The following is a 20378-nucleotide window of genomic DNA, read 5'->3' on the forward strand; positions in this document are numbered from 1 at the left end:
GTCAGTCGATCGCGGCCATTAACTCGACGACGCGGTCCAGGAACGCGTCCACCTGGTTTTCCTCGTAGCCGTCTTTGCCCTTGGCCTCGCGGAACACGGCCCTGCGGACCACGTCCACGCTCATCGGCTGGTCGTGCTCGAAATAGCCCAGCAGTTCCACGCACAGCGCGTCGACGTCCTCCACGTTGTAGCTGACGGCGTTCCGCTTCGTCGGCCGGCGGAAGCGTTCGCCCGGGGCGCGGTGCAGGCGGGCGCGCAGCATCGCCGACACGCGGCCGATCTGCGTCAGCCAGGCCTGTTCGCCGTCCCTACTGATCAGCGCGTCGCGCTCCCGCTGGGCGAAGACGTCCTCCAGCCGGTCCAGCGCGGCGTCGACGGCCCGCGGGTCGTAGCCGCCCTTGGCCGGATCGAACGTCATGGCCCGGACATCGCGGCTGGTGATGGGAGCGTCGTCGGGCTCGGGGTTGTTGTAGTACTCCCGCGCCCGGCTTAGGAAGTCGTCCACCTGGCGTGCGTTGTAGCCGAAGTTCCGCCGGTCCACGTGGTCGAACGGGGCACTGCCCTTGCCGGCATCAATGGTTCGTCGCGCCATGGTGTCCTGTGGTTCCTGTTCCGTCAATACGTTCCGCTTGTCTACGGTGCCCAGTCTATGCGGGCCGCCGCGTGGCCCCGGGTATCCGCGGCCGCGCGCCTACACGGCCCCCGGGGCCAGCAACGAGGCGAGCACGAAGGCCACCGGGGCGGCAAACACGATGGAATCCAGCCGGTCCATCACCCCGCCGTGGCCCGGCAGGAAGTTGCTCATGTCCTTGATGCCAAGTTCCCTCTTGACCATCGACTCGGCCAGGTCGCCCACGGTGGAGGCGGCCACGGTGGCCACGGCCAGGACCAGCCCGAACCACCACTGAAGGTCCAGCACCAGCACCGAGCACAGGACGCCGACCAGGACGGCTCCGCCGACCGAACCGGCAAACCCTTCCCACGACTTCTTGGGGCTGATCTTCGGTGCCATCGGGTGCTTCCCGAAGAGCACCCCGATCAGGTACCCGAAGGTGTCGTTGGAGACCACCAGCAGCAGCATGGTGGCCACCTTTAGGGCGCCGGACTCCTCCAGCAGCAACAGCAGCGAGAAGCTGATGAAAAAGGGAACCCAGCAGAGGATGAAGGTGCCGCTGAGCACACTGCTGACCGCGCCGTCGGTACTGTCCAGGCACTTCCAGACCATCAGTGCCACGCAGGAGGCCACCAGGGCGAAGGCCAACCCCTCCGGCCCGCCGTAATAGGCGGCCACGGGCATCGCGAGGGCCCCCGCGAACAGCGGCGGCAGCGGCACCTTGATGTTCTTGACCGTCAGGGCCCGGGAAACCTCCCACACGCCCACGGCCGCGAAACCGGCCACCAGCACCACGAAGGCATCTGGCAGGAGGAAAAGACCCACCAGGACAACAATGAGCAGCGAGAGTCCGACGACGATGGCTGCCGGCAGGTTGCGCCCGGCACGGGAGGGCTTGGCGGCGGCACGCAGCGCCCGCCGTCCGGGTTCTGCCGGCCGCTGTCCCGGACCAGCCGCCGGAGCCGGCGTATCGCCAGCCATGGGTTGAGGCTGGTCCGTACTCATCAGACCTCGAGCAGCTCGGCTTCCTTGCGCTTGAGGAGCTCGTCCACGTTGTCGGTGTGCGACTTGGTTTTGGCGTCCAGTTCCTTTTCGGCCCTGCTGCCTTCGTCCTCGCCGACCTCGCCGTCCTTGACCAGCTTGCCGATGGTGTCCATCGCCTTGCGGCGGATGTTACGGATCGAAACCTTCGCGTCTTCGGCCTTGCCCCGCACCACCTTGACGTACTCCTTGCGGCGTTCCATGGTGAGTTCCGGCAGGACCACGCGGATCACCACGCCGTCGTTGGCCGGGTTGGCGCCCACATCCGAATCGCGCAGGGCCTTCTCGATGTCGTTCAGCGCCGACTTGTCGTACGGCGTGATCAGCAGGGTGCGCGGTTCGGGGTTCTGGAAGGACGCCAACTGCTGCAGCGGGGTCGGCGTGCCGTAGTAGTCGACCGTGACCTTGGAGAACAGTGCCGGATTGGCGCGGCCGGTGCGGATGGTGGCGAAGTCTTCCTTGGCCACTTCGACTGCCTTGTCCATCTTCTCGGCAGCTTCGCGCAGCGTCTCGTCTATCACGGTCTCTCCTTCACGTCCTTCATTCACTCCGCGATGCCCGCGGTCCTGGCTCTGCTTTCCATCCTAGGCTATCCGGCGGACGGCCCGGCGCCAGTCAGGCGGTGACGTAGGTGCCGATCCGTTCGCCCAGAATCGCACGGGTCACGTTGCCTTCGCCCTCCATCCCGAAGACCACCATGGACAGCTTGTTGTCGCGGCACAGGCTGAAGGCGGTCTGGTCCATCACCCGGATATTCCGGCGCATGGCTTCGTCATAGGTCAGGGTGTCGAGCTTCTCCGCGGCCGGGTCTTTCTTCGGGTCGGCCGTGTAGACGCCGTCCACGCCGTTCTTCGCCATGAGCACGACGTCGGCGTGCACCTCGAGGGCGCGCTGGGCGGCCACGGTGTCGGTGGAGAAATAGGGCAGGCCGGCGCCGGCGCCGAAGATGACCACGCGGCCCTTCTCCATGTGCCGGATGGCCCGCCTCGGGATGTAGGCCTCGGCTATCTGCCCCATGGTGATCGCGCTTTGCACGCGGGTGTCCACCCCGGCCTGCTCGAGGAAGTCCTGGAGGGCGAGGCAGTTCATGACGGTGCCGAGCATGCCCATGTAATCGGCTCGCGAGCGGTCCATGCCCGACGTCGACAGTTCGGCGCCGCGGAAGAAGTTGCCGCCGCCCACGACGATGGCCACTTCGACCTGGCCGACCGTGGCGGCGATCTGCTTGGCGACGCCCCGGACGGTGTCCGGGTCCACGCCCAGCTTCCCCCCGCCGAAGACTTCGCCCGAAAGCTTCAGCAGGACGCGGCGGCGTTTGGCCCCGGTATCAGCGGTGGTCTGGGTGTTCTGGGATTCCATGGTGCCTCCCGGCGTGCGTGGTTCTGGGGAAAGAGGGTGTGACTGGCCGCGGCTGCCCGACGGTTGAAGCCGCGCGGCCGATCCGGACATGAAAAAGGAGTGGTCACCCGATGGTGACCACCCCCTTGTCATCTGAATCAGCCAGTTCGCCTAAACGTTGCGACCGAGGTTACGCTCCGACGCGGAAGCGGGCAATGGCGGTGGCGTTGACACCGGCCGCCTCCAGCACCTTGCCGACGGACTGCTTCGGGTCCTTGGCAAACGGCTGGTCCAGCAGCACGATTTCCTTGAAGAAACCGTTCAGCCGGCCCTCGACGATCTTGGCGAGTGCCGCCTCCGGCTTGCCCTCGGCGCGCGCGGTCTCGTCGGCGATGCGGCGCTCGTTCTCCACGGTCTCGGCCGGGACCTCTTCGCGGGTCAGGTAGGCCGGGGCGTAGGCCGCGCTGTGCACGGCGATGTCGTGGGCTGCCTCGAAGGCCGAGTCGCCTTCGCCGTCGACGGCGAAGAGGACGCCGACCTGTGCCGGCAGGTCCTTGGACGTCTTGTGCAGGTAGGCATCGACGGTCTTGCCTTCGACGCGGGCGACCCGGCGGACGACAACTTTCTCGCCCAGCACGGCGCCTTCCTCGACGACGAAGTCACCCAGCGGCTTGCCGTCGACGTCGGCGGCCAGCAGGGCGTCGAGCTCGGCGGCGCCGGACTCAACCGCCGTGGCCAGTACCTTGTCGGCGAGTTCGATGAACTTGGCGGACTTGGCGACGAAGTCGGTCTCGCAGTTGACCTCGATCATGACGCCGACGGTTCCGTCGATGACCTTGGCGGCCACCAGGCCTTCGGCGGTGGAGCGGCCTTCGCGCTTGGTGGCGCCCTTCAGTCCCTTGATCCGGATCAGCTCAATGGCCTTCTCGGCATCCCCATTGGCCTCGTCCAGGGCCTTCTTGACATCCATCATGCCGGCGCCGGTGCGCTCGCGCAGGGCCTTGATATCAGCAGCGGTGTAGTTCGCCATTTGGACTCCAGTCCTCCCGTATTAAGTAGTGTTCGGTGCCGCTGGCGGCCGGCCTGAGCCAGGCCGGGCCGCCAGCGGAAGTCCGGCGGCGCGCAAGGCGCCCCCGGTGAGTCGGATTTACTTCTCGGTGTCCGCGGCGGGTGCTTCGGCAGCCGGGGCCTCGGCGGCAGGGGCCTCAGCGGCAGGGGCCTCAGCGGCAGCTTCGGCGGCCGGAGCTTCGGCGGCGGGGGCCTCTGTCGAGCCCTCGAGCAGTTCGCGCTCCCACTCGGCCATCGGCTCGGCCGGCGCTTCGGTGTTGCCTGCGGCGCGGTTGTTGCGGGCGATGAGGCCCTCGGCAACGGCGTCGGCGATCACGCGGGTCAGCAGGTTGACGGAGCGGATGGCGTCGTCGTTGCCCGGGATCGGGAAGTCGACTTCGTCCGGATCGCAGTTGGTGTCCAGGATGGCCACCACGGGGATGCCGAGCTTCTGGGCCTCGTCGATGGCGAGGTGTTCCTTCTTGGTGTCGACAACCCACATGACCGAAGGAGTCTTGGTGAGGTTGCGGATGCCGCCCAGCGTGGTTTCCAGCTTGGTCTTCTCGCGCTGCAGCAGCAGCAGTTCCTTCTTGGTGCGGCCGGAAGCGGCGACGTCGTCGAAGTTGATTTCTTCGAGTTCCTTCAGGCGCGAGATGCGCTTGGAGACGGTCTGGAAGTTAGTCATCATGCCGCCGAGCCAGCGCTGGTTGACATACGGCTGGCCGACACGGGTGGCCTGCTCGGCGATTGCTTCCTGGGCCTGCTTCTTGGTGCCGACGAACAGGACGGTGCCGCCGTGGGCGACCGTGGCCTTGACGAACTCGTAGGCGCGGTCGATGTAGGACAGCGACTGCTGCAGGTCGATGATGTAAATGCCGTTGCGCTCGGTGAAGATGAAGCGCTTCATCTTCGGGTTCCAACGGCGGGTCTGGTGACCGAAATGTACGCCGCTGTCGAGCAGCTGGCGCATGGTAACGACTGGCATGTCGTCACTCCTTCCGGCAGCACCGGGCTGGGCCTGGGCTGCTGCCTGTAGACGGTTGTTAGCTTGTCGCCCGGCGGGCTAAGCTCCTGGCGTCTGTCGGCGCCGCCGCTCGGCGGCGCATGTGCCCGGACCGGTTTCCCGGACCGCCTGGGCACACTTCCATCGCTGAGATCAAGCCGATGGATTTCAGACACGCGTAGTCAGCCTCCGTCCGGACATGGGTCATGGACGGAAAACTGCTTCGTCCAGTGTACTACAGGCGGCACCCTGTTCCTGCGCGTTCCCGCCCTCCACAGCCGGCCGGGCCAAGGCGTTGCGCACACCGTCCGGCGCCGCCGCGGCACGGACCACGGGCAGCGGCGAGGATCGGTTGCATGACGCCGTCCGTGTTGCGCTTGGCCGCCGCCGCGGCCTCTGCTGTGCTGCTGGCCGCGGCCGGGTCACCCGAGCCGGCAGGCCGATCCGGTTATTCGCCGCCGTGGGGCTGGCCCGCCAGCCCGCAACCCGCCATCGTGCGCGGCTTTGACCCGCCGCCGAAGCCGTGGTTGGGCGGACATCGCGGCGTCGATCTGGCGGTTCCGGGCGGGGCGACGGTCCTCTCCCCCGCCGACGGCCGGGTCAGCTTCTCCGGCCGGGTCGTCGACAGGCCGGTGGTCACCATCGATCACGGCAACGGCCTGCGCAGCAGCCTGCTGGCCGTCGCGTCCGAACTGCAGGCCGGCGATACCGTCGCGTCGGGCGATCCGGTAGGAACGGTTGCCGCGAGCAGCCATTGCGCATGCCTGCATTGGGGCGTCCGTCGCGGCGACGTTTATGTCAACCCTCTGCAGTTCGTCATGGACCTGCGGCCTTCGGTATTGCTGCCGGTGCCGGATGGCTAAACGAACGCCGCCAAGCCGGTGATCGCCCGGCCTGCCACCAGGGAGTTGATTTCGTGGGTTCCCTCGTAGGAGTAGATGGCCTCGGCGTCGGCGAAGATCTTGGCCATTTCGTAGTCGGCCACGATGCCGTTGCCGCCCAGGATGTTGCGGCCCAGGGCCACACTTTCACGCATCCGCGCAGTGGTGAACGCCTTGGCCAAAGCGGACTGCTCGTCCTTGGCCTGGCCGGCGTCTTCCAGCTGCGCCAGGCGGACCATCATGCCCATTGAGGCGACGGTGTTGCCGAGGATCTGCACCAGCTGGTCCTGCACCAGCTGGAACGATGCCAGCGGCTTCCCAAACTGGTGCCGCTCCACGGCGTAGCGCCGTGCCACATCGAAGGCAGCCATCTGCTGCCCCACCGCCTGCCAGGCTACGGCAAGCCGCGTCACCTTCAGCACCTTGTTGGTGTCGCGGAAGCTGTTGGCGCCCTTGAGATGGAAATCATCGGGGACCAGCACGTTTTCCAGGGTGATGTCCGCGTTCTGCACGGTGCGCAGGCTGATCTTGTTCTCGATCTTCGTCGCGGCATAGCCGGGGGTGGCCGTGTCCACGAGGAAGCCCTTGACCTGGTTGTCGGCCAGGTCGCGCGCGTAGATGACGACCCAGTCCGAGAAGGTCGCGTTGCCAATCCAGCGTTTGGCCCCATTCAGCACCCAGCCGTTCCCGTCGCGCCGGGCCGTGGTGCGCGTGCCGCCGGCGACGTCGGAGCCGCCGAGCGGTTCCGTCAGTCCGAAAGCGCCGATCTTCTTGAGGGCGTAGATGTCCGGCAGCCAGGCCTCCTGCTGCTCCTTCGACGCGAGGACTTCGATCGATCCGGCGAACAGGCCGTCGTGGACCCCCAGGAACGTGGCGATGGATGTGTCGGCGCGGGTGAACTCCGCGTGGACGAGGCCGGCGAACAAGTTGGAGTATCCCTGCCGCCTGACCGGGCTGACCACGTCCAGGTCCGCCAGTTTCGGGATGATCTCCAGGGGGAACTCAGCCCGGTTCCAGCAGTCGACGGCAATCGGCCGGACTTCCTTGGCCAGCCAGTCGCGGATGTCGTGCAGCCGCGAGCGTTCGGGTTCCGAGAGCATCTCCTCGAACGAGTAGAAGTCTCCATCGGCGTAGGGAAGGTCGTTCGGATCGATGACGCGCTGGCCCATAGTGGCTTCCTTTTCTGTGAACAGGTCGCGGCCCCGGGCAGGAGGCGCCGGGGAGAAGATCAAGTTACTGATCAGTAACTTAGCGCAGAACCGGTCATCGGGCAACGGCCGAACGCGTGCGGCCGCAGCTTCGGCCGGGGTGCCGGGGCCGCCGCATCCCTGGAGTCCCGCGGGAGTCCGGCGGGCGGCATGACGAAGGCCCCGGACCATTCTGGTCCGGGGCCTTCTCTCGACGTAGGGCGGGTGGGGCTTGAACCCACGACCAAAGGATTATGAGTCCTCTGCTCTGACCGGCTGAGCTACCGCCCCGCGCTGCCGGGCGGCGCCCCGCAGCGCGGGGACCGTTACCGGCACCTTAGACATACTAAGTCCTCCCGACCGGCGGGCGCACGTTGGCCTAGTCGAGGAAGTCGTCCGCCGAGGCTCCGCGGTAGAGCTGCTCGAAAGTGTCCATCGTCTTGTCGATGCCGTGCCGCATCGCCTTCGCGTGGCTGGCTTCGCCCATGGCCTCGATCCGCTCGGGACTCTGGCCGAGTACGGCGTTGAGCTTGGCCGCCAGGTCGGAGGGATCGCGGGGGGCAAACAGGTAGCCGTTGACACCGTCCTCCACGAGGTGCGGCAGGGCCATCGCATTGGCCAGCACCACCGGCTTGCTGGCGGACATCGCTTCCAGAGACACCAGTGACTGCAGTTCGGCGGTTCCGGGCTGGCAGAACACAGCCGCGCGCAGGTACGCCCGGCGCAGTTCGGCGTCGTCCACATGGCCCAGGAAAGCGATCCTGCGCCCAAGCCCCATCGCGGCGACCCTCGCCTCGAGGTTCTTTCGCTCGTCGCCGTCGCCGATGATCTCCAGATGGACGTTGAGCGCCGGGTCCGTCATGGCCAGCGCCTCGATCAGCGTGTCCACGTTCTTTTCCACCGCCAGCCGGCCCACAAACAGCACCGTGGGGTGCTCCGGCCTCTCAATCGTTTCCCCGGGGGCCAGCTCATAGGCGGCGGCATCGATGCCGTTGGACAGCGGCATCACCTTGTGCAGGAACGCGTGATCACGCATCGCCTTGGCGGCCAGCGGCGTCGGCGTCGTTACCACGGCTGCCTTGCCCATGATCTTGCCCATGTCGCGCCAGGAGTTCTTCGCGACGATGTCCAGGAACCACTGCGGGAACGGCAGGAACGGCTCCAGGTTCTCCGGCATGAAGTGGTTGGTCGCTATGGTGCGGATGCCCCGTCGCACTGCTTCGGCGATGGTGGCCTGTCCGATCATGTAGTGGCACTGGATGTGCACGACGTCCGGCTGGACCTCATCGAAGATCCGTTTGATGTCGCGTTTGATCTCCCAGGGAAAGCAGATGCGCCACGTCTCGTGCGTCGGCACCGAGTGTGAGCGGAGCCGGTGCACCGTCGCCTCCGCACGGTGTTCCACGAAGGTCGGGCCCTTGTCATACCGCCCGGCGATGATGTCGACGCTGTGTCCGCGCTTGGTCATCGCGGTGGCCAACCGGTACCCGAAGACGGCCGCCCCGTTGACATCCGGCGGGTAGGTATCGGCTGCAATCAGGATCTTGAGGGGTTTCGGTCCGATGTCGTCGCTCACCTGCGGCAGGACTCCTTGTTTCGTGGTCACGGTATTGGTCATCGCGCCGGCCCTATGGTTTCTTGCCCGAGGCTTGGGCCCGGCGCCGGGCTTCTTCCTGTTTCTGCAACACGTCCGGATGGTGCCTCGAGAGGGCAATGACCCCAACAATAGCAACCAAACCTGCCCCCACCATGCCAATCGCAAACACCGGTTCGACGTCGGGCCTGAGTTCTCCGAGGATGAAAATGCCGATGGCGATGCCGACCAGCGGATCGATCACCGTCAGCCCCGCGATGACCAAATCGGGCGGGCCGCTGGCATAGGCACTCTGGACAAACCAAGCCCCCAGGCCGCCGGCCGCGGCGACCGCGATGACCGTGTAGATCGGTACGTTGGCTATGAAACCGCCGCCCGGCTCCAGCAGCCGCAGGCCGATAATCCTCACCAGCACGGCAACGAAACCGAACAACATGCCGGCTCCCAGAATGTAGGCGAAGGCATTCAGCCTGTGCCGGAACATCAGTTCCAGCGAGAGGAAGACGGCAACGACGACGGCCAGCAGCAGGACCGCTGAGAGTTCCTCCTCGGCCCGCACGCGATGGCTAGCGCCCGTGACGTTGACGGCCAGCAGTACGAAAACGGCGCTTCCTGCCACACACGTTGAGATCGCCACCACCGTCACGCGGTTCAGCCGGATCCCCTGGTCCTTGGAATTGATGATCGTGGTGATCACCAGCGCGATGGCGCCGATCGGCTGGACGACGGTCAACGGCGCGCTCACCAAGGCAAACACGTTCAATCCCATCCCGACGGCCAACAGCAGCAGTCCCAGGACCCAGCGGGGATTGCGGAGCATCCGCAGCAAACCGGCGACGCTCATCGCCAGGCCGCCCGTATTGGCTTGGACGGCACTGGCTTGGCGCTGGGTGCCGAGGGCGAGGAAGAAGGCACCGAGCAGGGCACAGAGTATGGCTAACCAGACCATGGGGTCCCGTCAGAAAATGTCCGTTTCCGCCCGGAGCGCGGGTCAACCATGGAGTGGATCGTTCTGCCTGGCCTCGCGCCGGCGCTTGTACTTGCCCCAGGCCGCCCGCATGTAGCCCAGCCACGCAAGGACGTGCCCCGCACAGCCCGCGGCGAGGATGGCGTAGGCGAGGGTCAGCAGCCAGTCGTGCCCGAAGCCCTCCACCCGATGGAGCAGCAGCAGCGGAGTGCCTGCCAGCAGCAGGGCCGTCCGGACCTTGCCGATGAGTGTCACGGGAAGGTCGGGGCTGCCATGGAACAGGAGCAATGAGAACACGAGCAGGATCGCGTCGGGGATGATGATGGACAGCAGCAGCCACCACGGGGCGATGCCGGCCGCGACAAAGGTCGTGGCCACGATGATGAGGGCCAGCCGGTCGGCCACCGGGTCCAGCCACTTGCCGACCGAGGAGATTTGGTCGAGGCGGCGGGCGAGGTAGCCGTCCACCCAGTCCGTGGATCCCAGCACGACCAGCGTGATGGTGGCTGCCCCATACGAGTGCCGGGCGATCAGCCAGACAAATAGCGGCACCGCAAGGAAACGCAGGACGGTGATGAGGTTCGGGATGGTCCAGAACGTGTGCAGCTCGCGGTACTCGAAGTCGCGCCGCGTCCCGGCACCGATGATCCTCAACGCCGTCCCTCCCCTCAGTCGTCGTTCCACGCTGGGCAGCCGGCTGCGCTGCAGCCGGCTTCCGTGCCGCCGTGCGACGGTGGTAATGGTTATTTTTTCAGCAGCCGCCGGAGCATGACGCCCATGGCGGTCAGCGAAACCGCCAGCGTCGCCAGTGGCTTCCAACGCTCCCTCAGCTCCGGGCCGGCCTCGCTGACGGCTTCGGCGCCTGCCACCAGGCGTTCCGTGGCAGCATCTGCCGCATGCTTCGCCCGGCGCTTGGCCTGCTCCGCACGGGGCTTGGGGTCGACGCGGCGGCCGAGATCGTCCCTGACTGCCGCCAAATGGTCGCGGCGTTCCGCGGTACGGGCACGCAGTTCGTCCATCGTCGGAGCCGGCTCCTGCGGTTCCTTGCGCTCCGCCTTTTCCGCCTTGGTCTCCTTCCGGGGCTTTTCGTCCAGTGTCGCCGGATTGAAGCTGCTGCCCTCACGCAACACGCCGACGTCGTACTTGACGCCGCGGATGGCCTCGGCGGGAAGGAGCGGCATGGCCTTCTTGCCCCTCGAGATTCCAATGAGCGCCAGGATACCGCCGAGGATCAGGAACACGGCTGCGACGAGCAGCGCCGCCAGCCAGGCCGGCATGATGAGGGCCAGTCCCATGATTGCGGCGACCAAGAGGGAGATGGCCATCAGGACCAGGAACACCAACGCGACCGCAAGGATCGCGGCGGCAATGCCTGCCTTGGTGCCCTTGCCCTTGAGCTCGAGCAGGGCCAGCGAGAACTCGTCCTGAAGCTGGCGGGGGGTCAGCTGGCCGGCGAGCCGTGCCAGCCCCGCGGTCGACAACCTGGCGCCGGCGGCGGAGCTGCCTGGCTGCCCGGCGCGGGCAGCGGTGCTCCCTGGCTGCCCGACACGGGCTGCAGCGCTCCCGGGCGGCCGCAACCCGGTGACGGTGCTGCCGGGAGTCGCCGCACCGGTTGCGGTGCTCCCGGACGTCCTCTCACCGGTTGCGGTGCTTCCGTGGCTTTCCGGACCGGTCATGGGCTCTGCCTCCATCTTGTCGGTAGTGCGCGAGTGTCCACACCTTCAAATTATCATTCTGCCCCAGTCTGGCCTCTCAGCCGTAGGGAGTAGTTTCACTGGAGGGCTGTGGAACAAAAAATATGAGTAAACGCTTACGTTCACCTGCCCTGCGAACTAGGCTGGCAGGCAGCCCGTGTCCGCGCCCGTTTCCGCAAGGGACCAGTGATGAGCAAGGTCGTGCAATTCCCGAAGCAGTTCCTGTGGGGCGCCGCGACGGCCGCCTACCAAATCGAAGGTGCGTCCCGGGACGACGGCCGCACCGATTCCATCTGGGATGTCTTCTGCCGGCTGCCGGGGGCCACCGTGGGCGGCGGGACCGGCGAACGGGCCTGCGACCACTACCGCCGCTACCGCGAGGACGTCGCGCTGATGTCAGCCCTGAACCTGGGTGCCTACCGGTTTTCCACGTCCTGGCCGCGGGTCAAACCGGACGACGCGGTCGTGAACCCGGCCGGCCTGGATTTCTATTCGCGCCTGGTGGACGAACTGTGCGCGGCGGGCATTAAGCCCTGGCTCACGCTGTACCACTGGGATTTGCCGCAGGCGCTGCAGGAGAACGGCGGCTGGGCGAACCGGGACACCGCCTACCGCTTTGCGGAATACGCCCTGGCGGTCCATGAGGCGCTCGGTGACCGGGTACGCGTCTGGACCACGCTCAACGAGCCATGGTGCTCGGCGTTCCTCGGCTATGGTTCGGGCGTCCATGCGCCGGGCATCCAGTCGAGGCCGCAGGCCTTGGCGGCCATGCACCATCTGCTGCTGGCGCACGGGCTGGCCTCCGACGAGCTGCGCCGCCGCGATCCGGCCGCAGAGCTGGGCCTCACCCTGAACTTCACGGTGGCGGATCCCCTGAATCCGGAGGATCCCGTCGATGTGGACGCCGCCCGCCGCATCGACGGCCAGTTCAACCGCGCCTTTCTAGACCCCGTCTTCCGCGGTTCCTACCCGGCGGATTTTCTGGTGGACGTGGGGCCGTACGGACTGGAAGCCAGGATTCGGGACGGCGACCTGGCTCTGATCGGAACCAGGATCCAGGCGCTGGGCGTCAACTACTACCACGGTGAAGCGGTGACCGGGCACCCCCGCCCGGACGCGGAAAACACGCATGCCGCCCCGGTCGAGCGTCCGCTGGCGCCGCCCTACCCCGCGGCCGACCATGTCAGCTCTGTTCCCCGCGGGCTGCCCACGACGGCGATGGGCTGGGAGATCCAGCCGGAAGGACTGCACCGGCTGCTCGTCCGTTTGCAGCACGAGTACAGCGGCCCGGCCGGGACGGCGCTCTTCGTCACCGAGAATGGGGCGGCCTTCGACGACGAGGTCTCGGCCGACGGCGCCGTGCATGACCGGCAGCGGCTGGAGTTCCTGCGCGCACACATCCTGCAATGCCACCGTGCCATCCAGGACGGCGTGGACCTGCGCGGCTACTTCGGCTGGTCGCTGATGGACAACTTCGAGTGGGCCTGGGGCTACAGCAAACGCTTCGGCCTGACCCGGGTGGACTACGCCACCCTGAAGCGCACCGTCAAGGACAGCGGCCGCTGGTATGCGCAGGTCGCGGCCTGCAACCGGGTCTCCCCGGCCTAGCCAAAGAAAAATCCCGCAGCCGGCGCGGGGTGCGGGATTTTGCCTTGCAGCTCCCCCGACTGGACTCGAACCAGTAACCCTTCGATTAACAGTCGAATGCTCTGCCAATTGAGCTACGGGGGATTGAAGCGAGTAAAACTCTAGCAGGACGGCGGCGCGGAGACGAAATCGGCCTCGCGCCGAGGGCCCCCAAACGCACTGGATCCCCGCCTCCTGCAGAAGGCGGGGATCCAGTGTTTGTCCGCTCCCCCGACTGGACTCGAACCAGTAACCCTTCGATTAACAGTCGAATGCTCTGCCAATTGAGCTACGGGGGAAAGCTGCCATCCGCCACCGGCGGTTTGGCCTCCAACAGCATACTCAATGCAGGCCGGAACTTGCCAATTGAAGGCCCGGCCTACTCCGCGCGGAGGGCCCGCCGCTGCATTTCCAGTTCCATCAATTCACGGTTGATCTGCTGGAAACTCTCGGGATCGGACGCTGGATCCATCCGTTGCAACTGGCCCAGCTTGTCGGCCTTCAGGTGGGTGATCTGCAGGTCCTGCAGCCGGTTCAGGATCCCCCGGCAATACAGCCGCAGGGCGTCGTCGTTTTGTGCAGGCAGCGGGGTCACCGCAAGTTCCGAGACGAAGGTGCGCAGCTCCTCCGGGACCTCCTGGCGGATGGTCTCCACCCACTGCGAGGGTGTGGCACCGGAAACACCCGCAGCCCGGACGGCGCCGTGGATGGCCACGTGCACGGGCGCCAGGAAGCGGGCCTGCATGAACTGTTCCCACTGGTTGGCATCGAGGAGGCCGGGCTGCTGGATGGCCACTTCCAGTGCCTGGTGTTCCAGGCGGACCACGGGATCACGCAGGTCCGGCCGCGGAAAGGCCGGGGGTGCCGCGTACTGGCCGGATTCCCGGGCGTAGCCCGTTTCTCCGGCGGCCTCGGCGCCCCGGCCGTAGCCGTGCTGCGCGGCGTGCCCGTAGGCAGGCCGGCCGTCCTGTTGCCGGGAGGAAGGATTTCCCGGATTCCATGCGTCCCGGCCCTGCTGACCGCCGCCGCGCCGGTACGGTCCGGACGGCTGCTGGTTGCCGCGGTTCGATTCCTGCCCGCGGTCCTGCTGGCCCCGCTCGCGGCCCGCCGCCCGGGTCCCGGCTTCCTGTCCCCGTTTAGCGGCCCCGGCCACCGCCCGGGTGACGTCATCGATGTCCATGCCCAGCCAGCCGGCGAGCTCGCGCGAGTAGCCGGGACGCATGGCGGGGTCCCTGATCTCGGCCACCACCGGGGCCGCGGCACGGAGGGCCTGGACCCTTCCTTCGACCGTGTCCAGGTTGAACTTCTTCAAGGTGGCCTTGATCGCGAACTCGAACAGCGGACGGCGGGAGCTGATCAACTCGCGCACCGCACCCTCGCCGTGGCTCAACCGCAGGTCGCATGGATCTGCGCCGCTCGGCTCGACGGCTACGTAGGTCTGGGCGACAAAGCGCTGGTCTTCCTCGAAGGCCCGCAGCGCGGCCTTCTGGCCCGCCTCGTCACCGTCGAAGGTGAAGATCACTTCCCCTCCGGTCCCGTCGTCGGAGAGCAGGCGCCGGGCGATCTTGATGTGGTCGGTGCCGAAGGACGTGCCGCACGTCGCCACGGCCGTCCCGATGCCCGAAAGGTGGCAGGCCATCACGTCCGTGTAACCCTCCACGACCACCAGTTGGCGGTTGCGGGCGATGTCCCGTTTGGCCAGGTCGATCCCGTACAGGACCTGCGACTTCTTGTAGAGCGCCGTCTCCGGCGTATTGAGGTATTTGGGCCCCTGGTCATCCTCGAAGAGCTTGCGGGCACCAAATCCTATCGTCGCCCCCGTCAGGTCGCGGATGGGCCAGATGAGTCGGCCACGGAAACGGTCATAGATCCGGCTGTTCCTGCCGTCGGATCCGTCCGATCCGCCGGAGAACATGCCGGTCATCCGCAACTCGTCCTGGGTGAAGCCGCGGCCGGTCAGGTGCTTGAGCAGGCCGTCCCAGCCCTGCGGGGCGTAGCCCACGGCGAACTGCTCCGCGGCGGCCTGGTCGAAGCCCCGTCCGGAGAGGAACTCCCGGGCCGCCGCGGCACCCGGGCTCTGGAGCTGCTCCCGAAAGAACTCCGCGGCAACCTTGTGTGCGTCCAGCAGCCGCTGCCGCTTGCCCACGTCTTCCCGGCGGGGGCCGGTGCCGCCGTCTTCGTACCGGAGCGTGTAATTGATGCGGTGGGCGAGTTTCTCCACGGTCTCGCTGAACGTGGTGTGATCCATCTTCTGCACGAAGGAGATGACGTCGCCGCCCTCGCCGCAGCCGAAGCAATGGTAGGTGCCCACCTGCGGACGGACGTGGAACGACGGCGACCGCTCGTCGTGGAAGGGGCACAGGCCCTTGAATGAACCGATGCCGGCCGACTTCAGCGTGACGTAGCCGTCGATGACTTCCTTGATGTCGGTACGCTGGCGGACTTCATCGATGTCTTCACGCTTAATGAGTCCGGCCATAGTCCCATGGTATGCAGCCGCGCCAAATCGGCGCCGGAACCGCGGCGGCCTGTGCCCCAGGCACCGCGCGCAGCCGCCTGTGGAGGGAAGCTGCTTGCGGCCCGCAACCTCACAGGAGGGTGCGGTGGGCCCCCATCAGGCGTTCGTGCAGCGCCAGGGCGGAGACATCGGTGAGCGAGGCGATCTGGTCGATGACCACGCGAAGGCGGCCGCCGTCGTCGTCCGCATCCCGCCAATCCGAGGCAAAGGGCTCCTCCAGATGCTTCTCCCCCGTGGCATGGAGCTCGCTGACCAGGTCGTGCAGGATCTCCTGCTGGTGTTCGTAGACCGGCTGGCGCAGGTCCGCGGTCATCACGAACGTGGTGGCCAGGCCCTTCATCACCGCGATCTCGATGGCGGTTTCCTGCGGCACCACCAGCTCCGCTGCGTAGCGGGTCAGCTGCTGCGGGCCGTAGATGGAGCGGGTGGCTTCCATCGCGCTCGAGCAGAAGCGGCCGATCAGCTGGCTGGTCATGTCTTTCAGCGCCGCCATGGCCTTGCGGCTGCCGTCGGCCTCGCGCACCCAGACGCCGGATTGCTCCAGCCGGGTCAGTGCTTCGTCCACCTCTTGAGCGTCGCTGGAGGGCAGGTACCACTGCTGGGTGTAGCCGATGACCCGGCTGCGGGTGTCGGGGCTGTCCAGCCACTTGAGCTGGATGCGCCCGGCCACGATGGCGTCTTCGACGTCGTGCACGGAGTAGGAGATATCGTCGGCGAGGTCCATCACCTGGGCCTCCAGGCAGGACCGGCGCTCCGCGGCGCCTTCGCGCAGCCAGTTGAACACGGGAAGGTCGTCTTCGTAGGCGCCGAACTTGCTGGTGCGCTTGCCGTGGATCACCGGCGCGTCGTCGGCGGACCACGGGTATTTGCAGGCCGCGTCCAGGCTGGCCCGGGTCAGGTTCAGCCCGGCCGGCGATCCGTCCGGGCGCAGGATCTTGGGCTCCAGCCGGGTCAGCAGCCGCAGGGTCTGGGCGTTGCCTTCGAAACCGCCGATGGCGTGGGCCGCGGCGTTGAGCGCGGTCTCCCCGTTGTGGCCGAACGGGGGATGGCCCAGGTCGTGGGACAGGCAGGCGGCGTCCACCACGTCGGGGTCGCAGCCCAGGGTGCGTCCCAGTTCGCGGCCGACCTGGGCCACTTCCAGGCTGTGCGTCAGCCGCGTCCGCACAAAGTCGTCCGTGTCCGGGGACACCACCTGGGTCTTGGCGCCCAGCCGCCGCAGTGCCGACGAGTGCAGAACCCGGGCCCGGTCGCGTTCAAACTGCGTGCGGTAGGTGCTCTTCGGCTCCTCGGTGTACCAGCGTTCCTGGTCGAACTCCGTGTATCCCGGCGTGGGCGGGGCCGGGCGCCCGGTGCGTACCTTAGCCACCGGAGACGTCCAGTTCAGCGGCGGCGATCATGGCCTTGTGGTCCGCGTTCAGCTCCCGGCTGGAGAGCCAGCCGTCGGGCAGCGCCGTGCGTTTGGGCGAACCGGCCCGGCCGCGCGGGCCCTCGGCGTCCGCCCCCGGGTAGGGAGCGTCGGCATCCAGTTCGGCCAGCAGTTCGCGCAGCACTTCGAGGGTAGGCACCTGGGCCAGCGCGGCACGCAGCTCTCCGCCCACCGAGTATCCCTTGAAGTACCAGGCCACGTGCTTGCGGATATCCCGCAGGGCCTTGCCCTCGTCCTCGAAGTAATCCACCAGCAGCTCGGCATGCCGGTAGAAGCTGTCCGCGACGTCCTTCAACCCCGGGCGGAAGCGCCTGTCGGTTCCTTCGAAGGCGGCCTGCAGGTCGCCGAACAGCCACGGGCGGCCTTGGCAACCACGGCCGACGACGACGCCGTCCACTCCCGTTTGTTGCACCATCCGCACCGCATCCTCGGCGCTCCAGATGTCTCCGTTGCCCAGCACCGGGATGTCCGGCAGGGCTTCCCGCAGTTCCGCGATCGCGTTCCAGTCGGCCTTGCCCGAGTAGAACTGGCTGGCGGTGCGGCCGTGCAGCGCCACGGCCGCCACCCCGGCGTCGCGGGCAATCTTGCCGGCCTCGATGAAGGTCAGGTGCTCGTCGTCGATCCCCTTGCGCATCTTGATGGTCAGCGGCACGTCGCCCTTGGCCGCCTCGCGCGTCGCGGCCTGGATGATCGCGGTAAACAGTTCGGTTTTCCAGGGCAGCGCCGAGCCGCCGCCGCGGCGGGTGACCTTCGGCACCGGGCAGCCGAAGTTCAGGTCGATGTGGTCGGCGCGGTCTTCCTCCACCAGCAGGCGGACGGCGGCGCCGACGGTTTTGGGATCCACGCCGTAGAGCTGGACGGACCGCACGTCCTCGTCCTCATCGTGCGAGATGATCCGCATGGACTCCCGGTTGCGTTCGACCAGCGCGCGGGACGTGACCATTTCCGCCACATACAGGCCGCCGCCGTACTGGCGGCAGAGCCGGCGGAACGCCTTGTTGGTGATGCCGGCCATGGGTGCCAGCACTACCGGGGTGTCGACGGTTATCGGGCCGAGTTTGAGCGGTGGAAGCTCGAGCTTGGCGGCCGATTCGGGGGCAGCGGTAAGTGTCACCCCACCATTCTCTCAAAACCGGGCAAATCCGTCCGCCGGCACCCGCGCCAGTGGACTAACGGCCCCGGTCGGCTTCGCCGCCGTTCCTCCGCGCCGCCGGGGTTCGTCCGCGTCCGCGGGACAGCCGGGCCGCGCGCCGGCCGTGGAGCGCAGCACACCGCCTGCCTGCCGCGCGCGCCGGCCGTCAGGCGCGCAGCAGGCCGCCGAGCGCGCTGTCCGTGAAGTGTTCGAGCAGGTCCTGCGGGTCCCGGTACACCTCTGCCGCACCGGCGTGGATTAGGGTCGCAGCGGGGGTCCCGCCGCATTCGAGGCCGATGCACGGAATCCCGAGGTCTCCGGCCGCCTGGACATCCCACACGGCATCGCCCACGAAAACGGTGTCTGCCGGCTGCAGGCCCGCCGCGTCCAGGGCCGCCTGCAGGATGTCCGGCGCCGGCTTGCTGTTCTCCGCGTCCGCGGAGCTGGTGGCGGCGGTGATGGACCCGTCGGCGTCGATCACGCGGCGCAACACTTCCAGCTCCGTTCCCTCGGCGGAAGAGGCCAGCACGACGGCCAATCCCTCCTCGGCGGACCGGCGCACCAGCTCACGGGCACCGTCGAAGCGGCGCAGACCCGGCCAAAAGGTGGAGAAGACGGTTCCGTGGGCGGCCTTGAGGCCCTCGTCCCGGGACTGGTCGCGGTCCTCGTCGAGCAGCTGCGCTATGAGCCTGCCGCCGCCCATTCCCACGCAACGGTGGATGGCCGCCATCGGGACGTCGAGACCCGCCTGCCGGAAGGCCTGCCACCAGGCCAGCACGTGCAGGTAGTTCGAGTCCACTAGCGTCCCGTCCACGTCAAACAGCACGCCCTTCATGAGCACTCCTCCCGACGACGGCGATGGTTTCGTTCGGCACCTGCCCGGGCACGGCGCCAATGTGTGCAGTCTAGCCGCTCGGGTCTGCGGGCCTGCCGTGGCCCGCCGTGGCTTCCGCCCCGGGGTCCCGCACCCCTGCGTCGGCGGGCGCGCGGGTTGCGGCGGCTCCGCCGGGCCCCCGTACCCCCGCGTCGGGATCGGCGGCGGCTCCGGCCATGAGGTGCCGGGGGCCCGACCGCTCCCCCGCCGCCACCGGGCCGCGGATGCCGGTGGCCTTGACCACCAGCACCGCGATCAACGTGGTGATCGGGATAGCCAGGACGAGGCCGATGGAGCCGACCAGGGTGCGCACAATCTCCTCGGCCAGTTCCCCGCTGGTCAACGTGGCGAACAGCGGCCGGTCGTGCAGCGACACCAGGATCAGTACCGGAAGGGACGCGCCGGCGTAGGCGAAGGCAATGGTGTAGACGGTGGAGGCGATGTGGTCCCGCCCCACGCGCATGGCCCCGGTGAACAGGCGCCTGGCAGAGGCACCGGGAGCCAGTTCGTACATCTCCCACACCGCCGACGACTGGGTGATGGTGACGTCGTTGAGCACGCCCAGTCCGGAGATGATCAACCCGCACATGATCAGCCCGGAGACGGAGAGGCTGCCGCCCAGATTGATCAGCTGGTAGGTGTAGTCGTCGTCCACGCCGGTCAGGTAGGCGGCGTCGGTGGCCCAGGCCGCCAGCAGGGCGGTCACGCCCAGGCCGAACAGGGTGCCCAGCAATGCGGTGGACGTGCGGGCGGAGAATCCGTGGGCGAAGTAGAGCACCCCGACCATGATGACCACCGAGCCGATGAGCGCCAGCAGCAGCGGCGGCTTGCCTTCCATGAGGCCCGGCAGGATGAACTGCGCCAGGACCAGGAAACCGCCCGCCAGCCCCAGCATCGCGCGGAAGCCGCGCCAGCGGGCCACGGCCACCACGACCAGGGCGTAGAGCACGGCCAGCAGCACCATGGGGACGCTGCGCACGAAGTCCACGAAGACGTAGGCCCCCTCCTGCCCGCCCATGACGCCGGAGAGATTCAGGTAGCGGATGGTGTCGCCGGCCTCGACGCCGCGCGAGGCCGCGATTTCGGGCGTGATCTCCACGGGCAGCGGCGAGCCGCCGGCGTCGGGCTGGGTGTAGGCGACCAGGCACTCCTGTGCTTCCATGCCGGCGTCCACCGCCGCCTGCGAGGTGGGGCAGTCTTCCAGCTCCACCCTCTGCACGGTGCCGACGTCGAAGGTCACCCCGGGCGCCGCGGCATAGGGGTCGGGGACCTCGGCTCCGGCTCCGTCCCCGGAGGGCCAGAGCAGGATCATGCCCACCAGGGTCAGGACGGTGACCGGCAGCAGGATGGCCGCCAGGAGCAGGTTGGCCCGCCGCCGGGCGGCCAGTGCGGCGGCTCCGGGCGTGGAGGATCCGTGGCTGTGGCTGTGCCCCATGC

Annotated in this window: 18 protein-coding genes and 3 tRNA genes; 2 read left to right on the plus strand and 19 right to left on the minus strand. The window is 67.7% G+C overall.

All coding sequences use genetic code 11. From position 1 onward, the window contains the following. Window position 1: 1 nt before the first annotated feature. The 6 genes from AC5RTY_RS12990 to rpsB form a co-directional block, all read right to left on the minus strand. Complete coding sequence (locus AC5RTY_RS12990) at window positions 2-592, minus strand: DivIVA domain-containing protein (protein WP_494002464.1); 591 nt, start codon at window positions 590-592, stop codon at window positions 2-4. Between the two features lie 99 nt (window positions 593-691). After that, a complete protein-coding gene (locus AC5RTY_RS12995) occupies window positions 692-1594 on the minus strand; it encodes a phosphatidate cytidylyltransferase (protein WP_494002465.1) in 903 nt (300 codons plus the stop codon). Between the two features lie 23 nt (window positions 1595-1617). Further along, window positions 1618-2175, minus strand: a complete 558-nt coding sequence (gene frr, locus AC5RTY_RS13000) for a ribosome recycling factor (protein WP_494014218.1) — start codon at window positions 2173-2175, stop codon at window positions 1618-1620. A gap of 94 nt (window positions 2176-2269) precedes the next feature. Continuing rightward, window positions 2270-3013, minus strand: a complete 744-nt coding sequence (pyrH, locus tag AC5RTY_RS13005; RefSeq protein ID WP_494023778.1) for a UMP kinase — start codon at window positions 3011-3013, stop codon at window positions 2270-2272. Between the two features lie 169 nt (window positions 3014-3182). Then, window positions 3183-4022, minus strand: coding sequence for a translation elongation factor Ts (gene tsf / locus AC5RTY_RS13010; RefSeq protein ID WP_494002467.1), 840 nt, complete (start codon window positions 4020-4022; stop codon window positions 3183-3185). Between the two features lie 117 nt (window positions 4023-4139). After that, complete coding sequence (gene rpsB / locus AC5RTY_RS13015; protein ID WP_494002468.1) at window positions 4140-5024, minus strand: 30S ribosomal protein S2; 885 nt, start codon at window positions 5022-5024, stop codon at window positions 4140-4142. Between the two features lie 374 nt (window positions 5025-5398). Here rpsB and AC5RTY_RS13020 point away from each other — a divergent pair, with 374 nt between their 5' ends. Further along, entirely contained in the window at window positions 5399-5905 is a 507-nt protein-coding gene (locus tag AC5RTY_RS13020) for a murein hydrolase activator EnvC family protein (protein WP_494023777.1), read from the plus strand. On the opposite strand, the gene AC5RTY_RS13025 is transcribed toward AC5RTY_RS13020, so the two are convergent. From AC5RTY_RS13025 to AC5RTY_RS13050, 6 genes are all read right to left on the minus strand, one after another. Beyond that, window positions 5902-7092, minus strand: coding sequence for an acyl-CoA dehydrogenase family protein (locus AC5RTY_RS13025; protein WP_494014220.1), 1191 nt, complete (start codon window positions 7090-7092; stop codon window positions 5902-5904). The two genes, AC5RTY_RS13020 and AC5RTY_RS13025, sit on opposite strands and share 4 nt — an antisense overlap. Window positions 7093-7327: 235 nt before the next feature. Further along, window positions 7328-7401 (minus strand) — tRNA-Ile (locus AC5RTY_RS13030). A gap of 88 nt (window positions 7402-7489) precedes the next feature. Further along, complete coding sequence (locus tag AC5RTY_RS13035) at window positions 7490-8686, minus strand: glycosyltransferase (protein WP_494002539.1); 1197 nt, start codon at window positions 8684-8686, stop codon at window positions 7490-7492. Between the two features lie 52 nt (window positions 8687-8738). Further along, complete coding sequence (locus AC5RTY_RS13040) at window positions 8739-9653, minus strand: DMT family transporter (protein WP_494002471.1); 915 nt, start codon at window positions 9651-9653, stop codon at window positions 8739-8741. A gap of 42 nt (window positions 9654-9695) precedes the next feature. Continuing rightward, window positions 9696-10325 carry a CDP-alcohol phosphatidyltransferase family protein gene (locus tag AC5RTY_RS13045; protein WP_494023776.1) on the minus strand — a complete coding sequence of 210 codons (630 nt, stop codon included), beginning with the start codon at window positions 10323-10325 and terminating at the stop codon, window positions 9696-9698. An 89-nt stretch (window positions 10326-10414) separates the two neighbouring features. Then, entirely contained in the window at window positions 10415-11347 is a 933-nt protein-coding gene (locus tag AC5RTY_RS13050) for a phage holin family protein (RefSeq protein WP_494002473.1), read from the minus strand. Between the two features lie 207 nt (window positions 11348-11554). Between AC5RTY_RS13050 and AC5RTY_RS13055 the strand changes: the two genes are divergently transcribed. Further along, window positions 11555-12973, plus strand: a complete 1419-nt coding sequence (locus tag AC5RTY_RS13055; RefSeq protein WP_494023775.1) for a GH1 family beta-glucosidase — start codon at window positions 11555-11557, stop codon at window positions 12971-12973. Between the two features lie 50 nt (window positions 12974-13023). Here AC5RTY_RS13055 and AC5RTY_RS13060 read toward each other — a convergent pair. The 7 genes from AC5RTY_RS13060 to AC5RTY_RS13090 form a co-directional block, all read right to left on the minus strand. Further along, window positions 13024-13096: transfer RNA gene (locus AC5RTY_RS13060), tRNA-Asn, on the minus strand. 121 nt (window positions 13097-13217) lie between these two features. After that, window positions 13218-13290, minus strand: a tRNA-Asn gene (locus AC5RTY_RS13065). An 80-nt stretch (window positions 13291-13370) separates the two neighbouring features. Further along, on the minus strand, window positions 13371-15470 hold the full coding sequence (gene dnaG, locus AC5RTY_RS13070) for a DNA primase (protein ID WP_494023774.1): 2100 nt from the start codon (window positions 15468-15470) through the stop codon (window positions 13371-13373). Between the two features lie 109 nt (window positions 15471-15579). Then, entirely contained in the window at window positions 15580-16875 is a 1296-nt protein-coding gene (locus AC5RTY_RS13075) for a deoxyguanosinetriphosphate triphosphohydrolase (RefSeq protein WP_494023773.1), read from the minus strand. Continuing rightward, window positions 16868-18049, minus strand: coding sequence for a tRNA dihydrouridine synthase DusB (gene dusB, locus AC5RTY_RS13080; protein ID WP_494014226.1), 1182 nt, complete (start codon window positions 18047-18049; stop codon window positions 16868-16870). The genes AC5RTY_RS13075 and dusB overlap by 8 nt, the downstream gene beginning before the upstream one ends. Before the next feature lie 184 nt (window positions 18050-18233). Continuing rightward, window positions 18234-18902 (minus strand): HAD family hydrolase, encoded by a 669-nt coding sequence (locus AC5RTY_RS13085; protein WP_494023772.1) that lies wholly within the window; start codon window positions 18900-18902, stop codon window positions 18234-18236. A gap of 70 nt (window positions 18903-18972) precedes the next feature. Further along, window positions 18973-20376, minus strand: a complete 1404-nt coding sequence (locus AC5RTY_RS13090) for a YibE/F family protein (protein ID WP_494023771.1) — start codon at window positions 20374-20376, stop codon at window positions 18973-18975. Window positions 20377-20378: the final 2 nt, after the last annotated feature.

The organism is Arthrobacter sp. Y3224055, assembly GCF_059090825.1.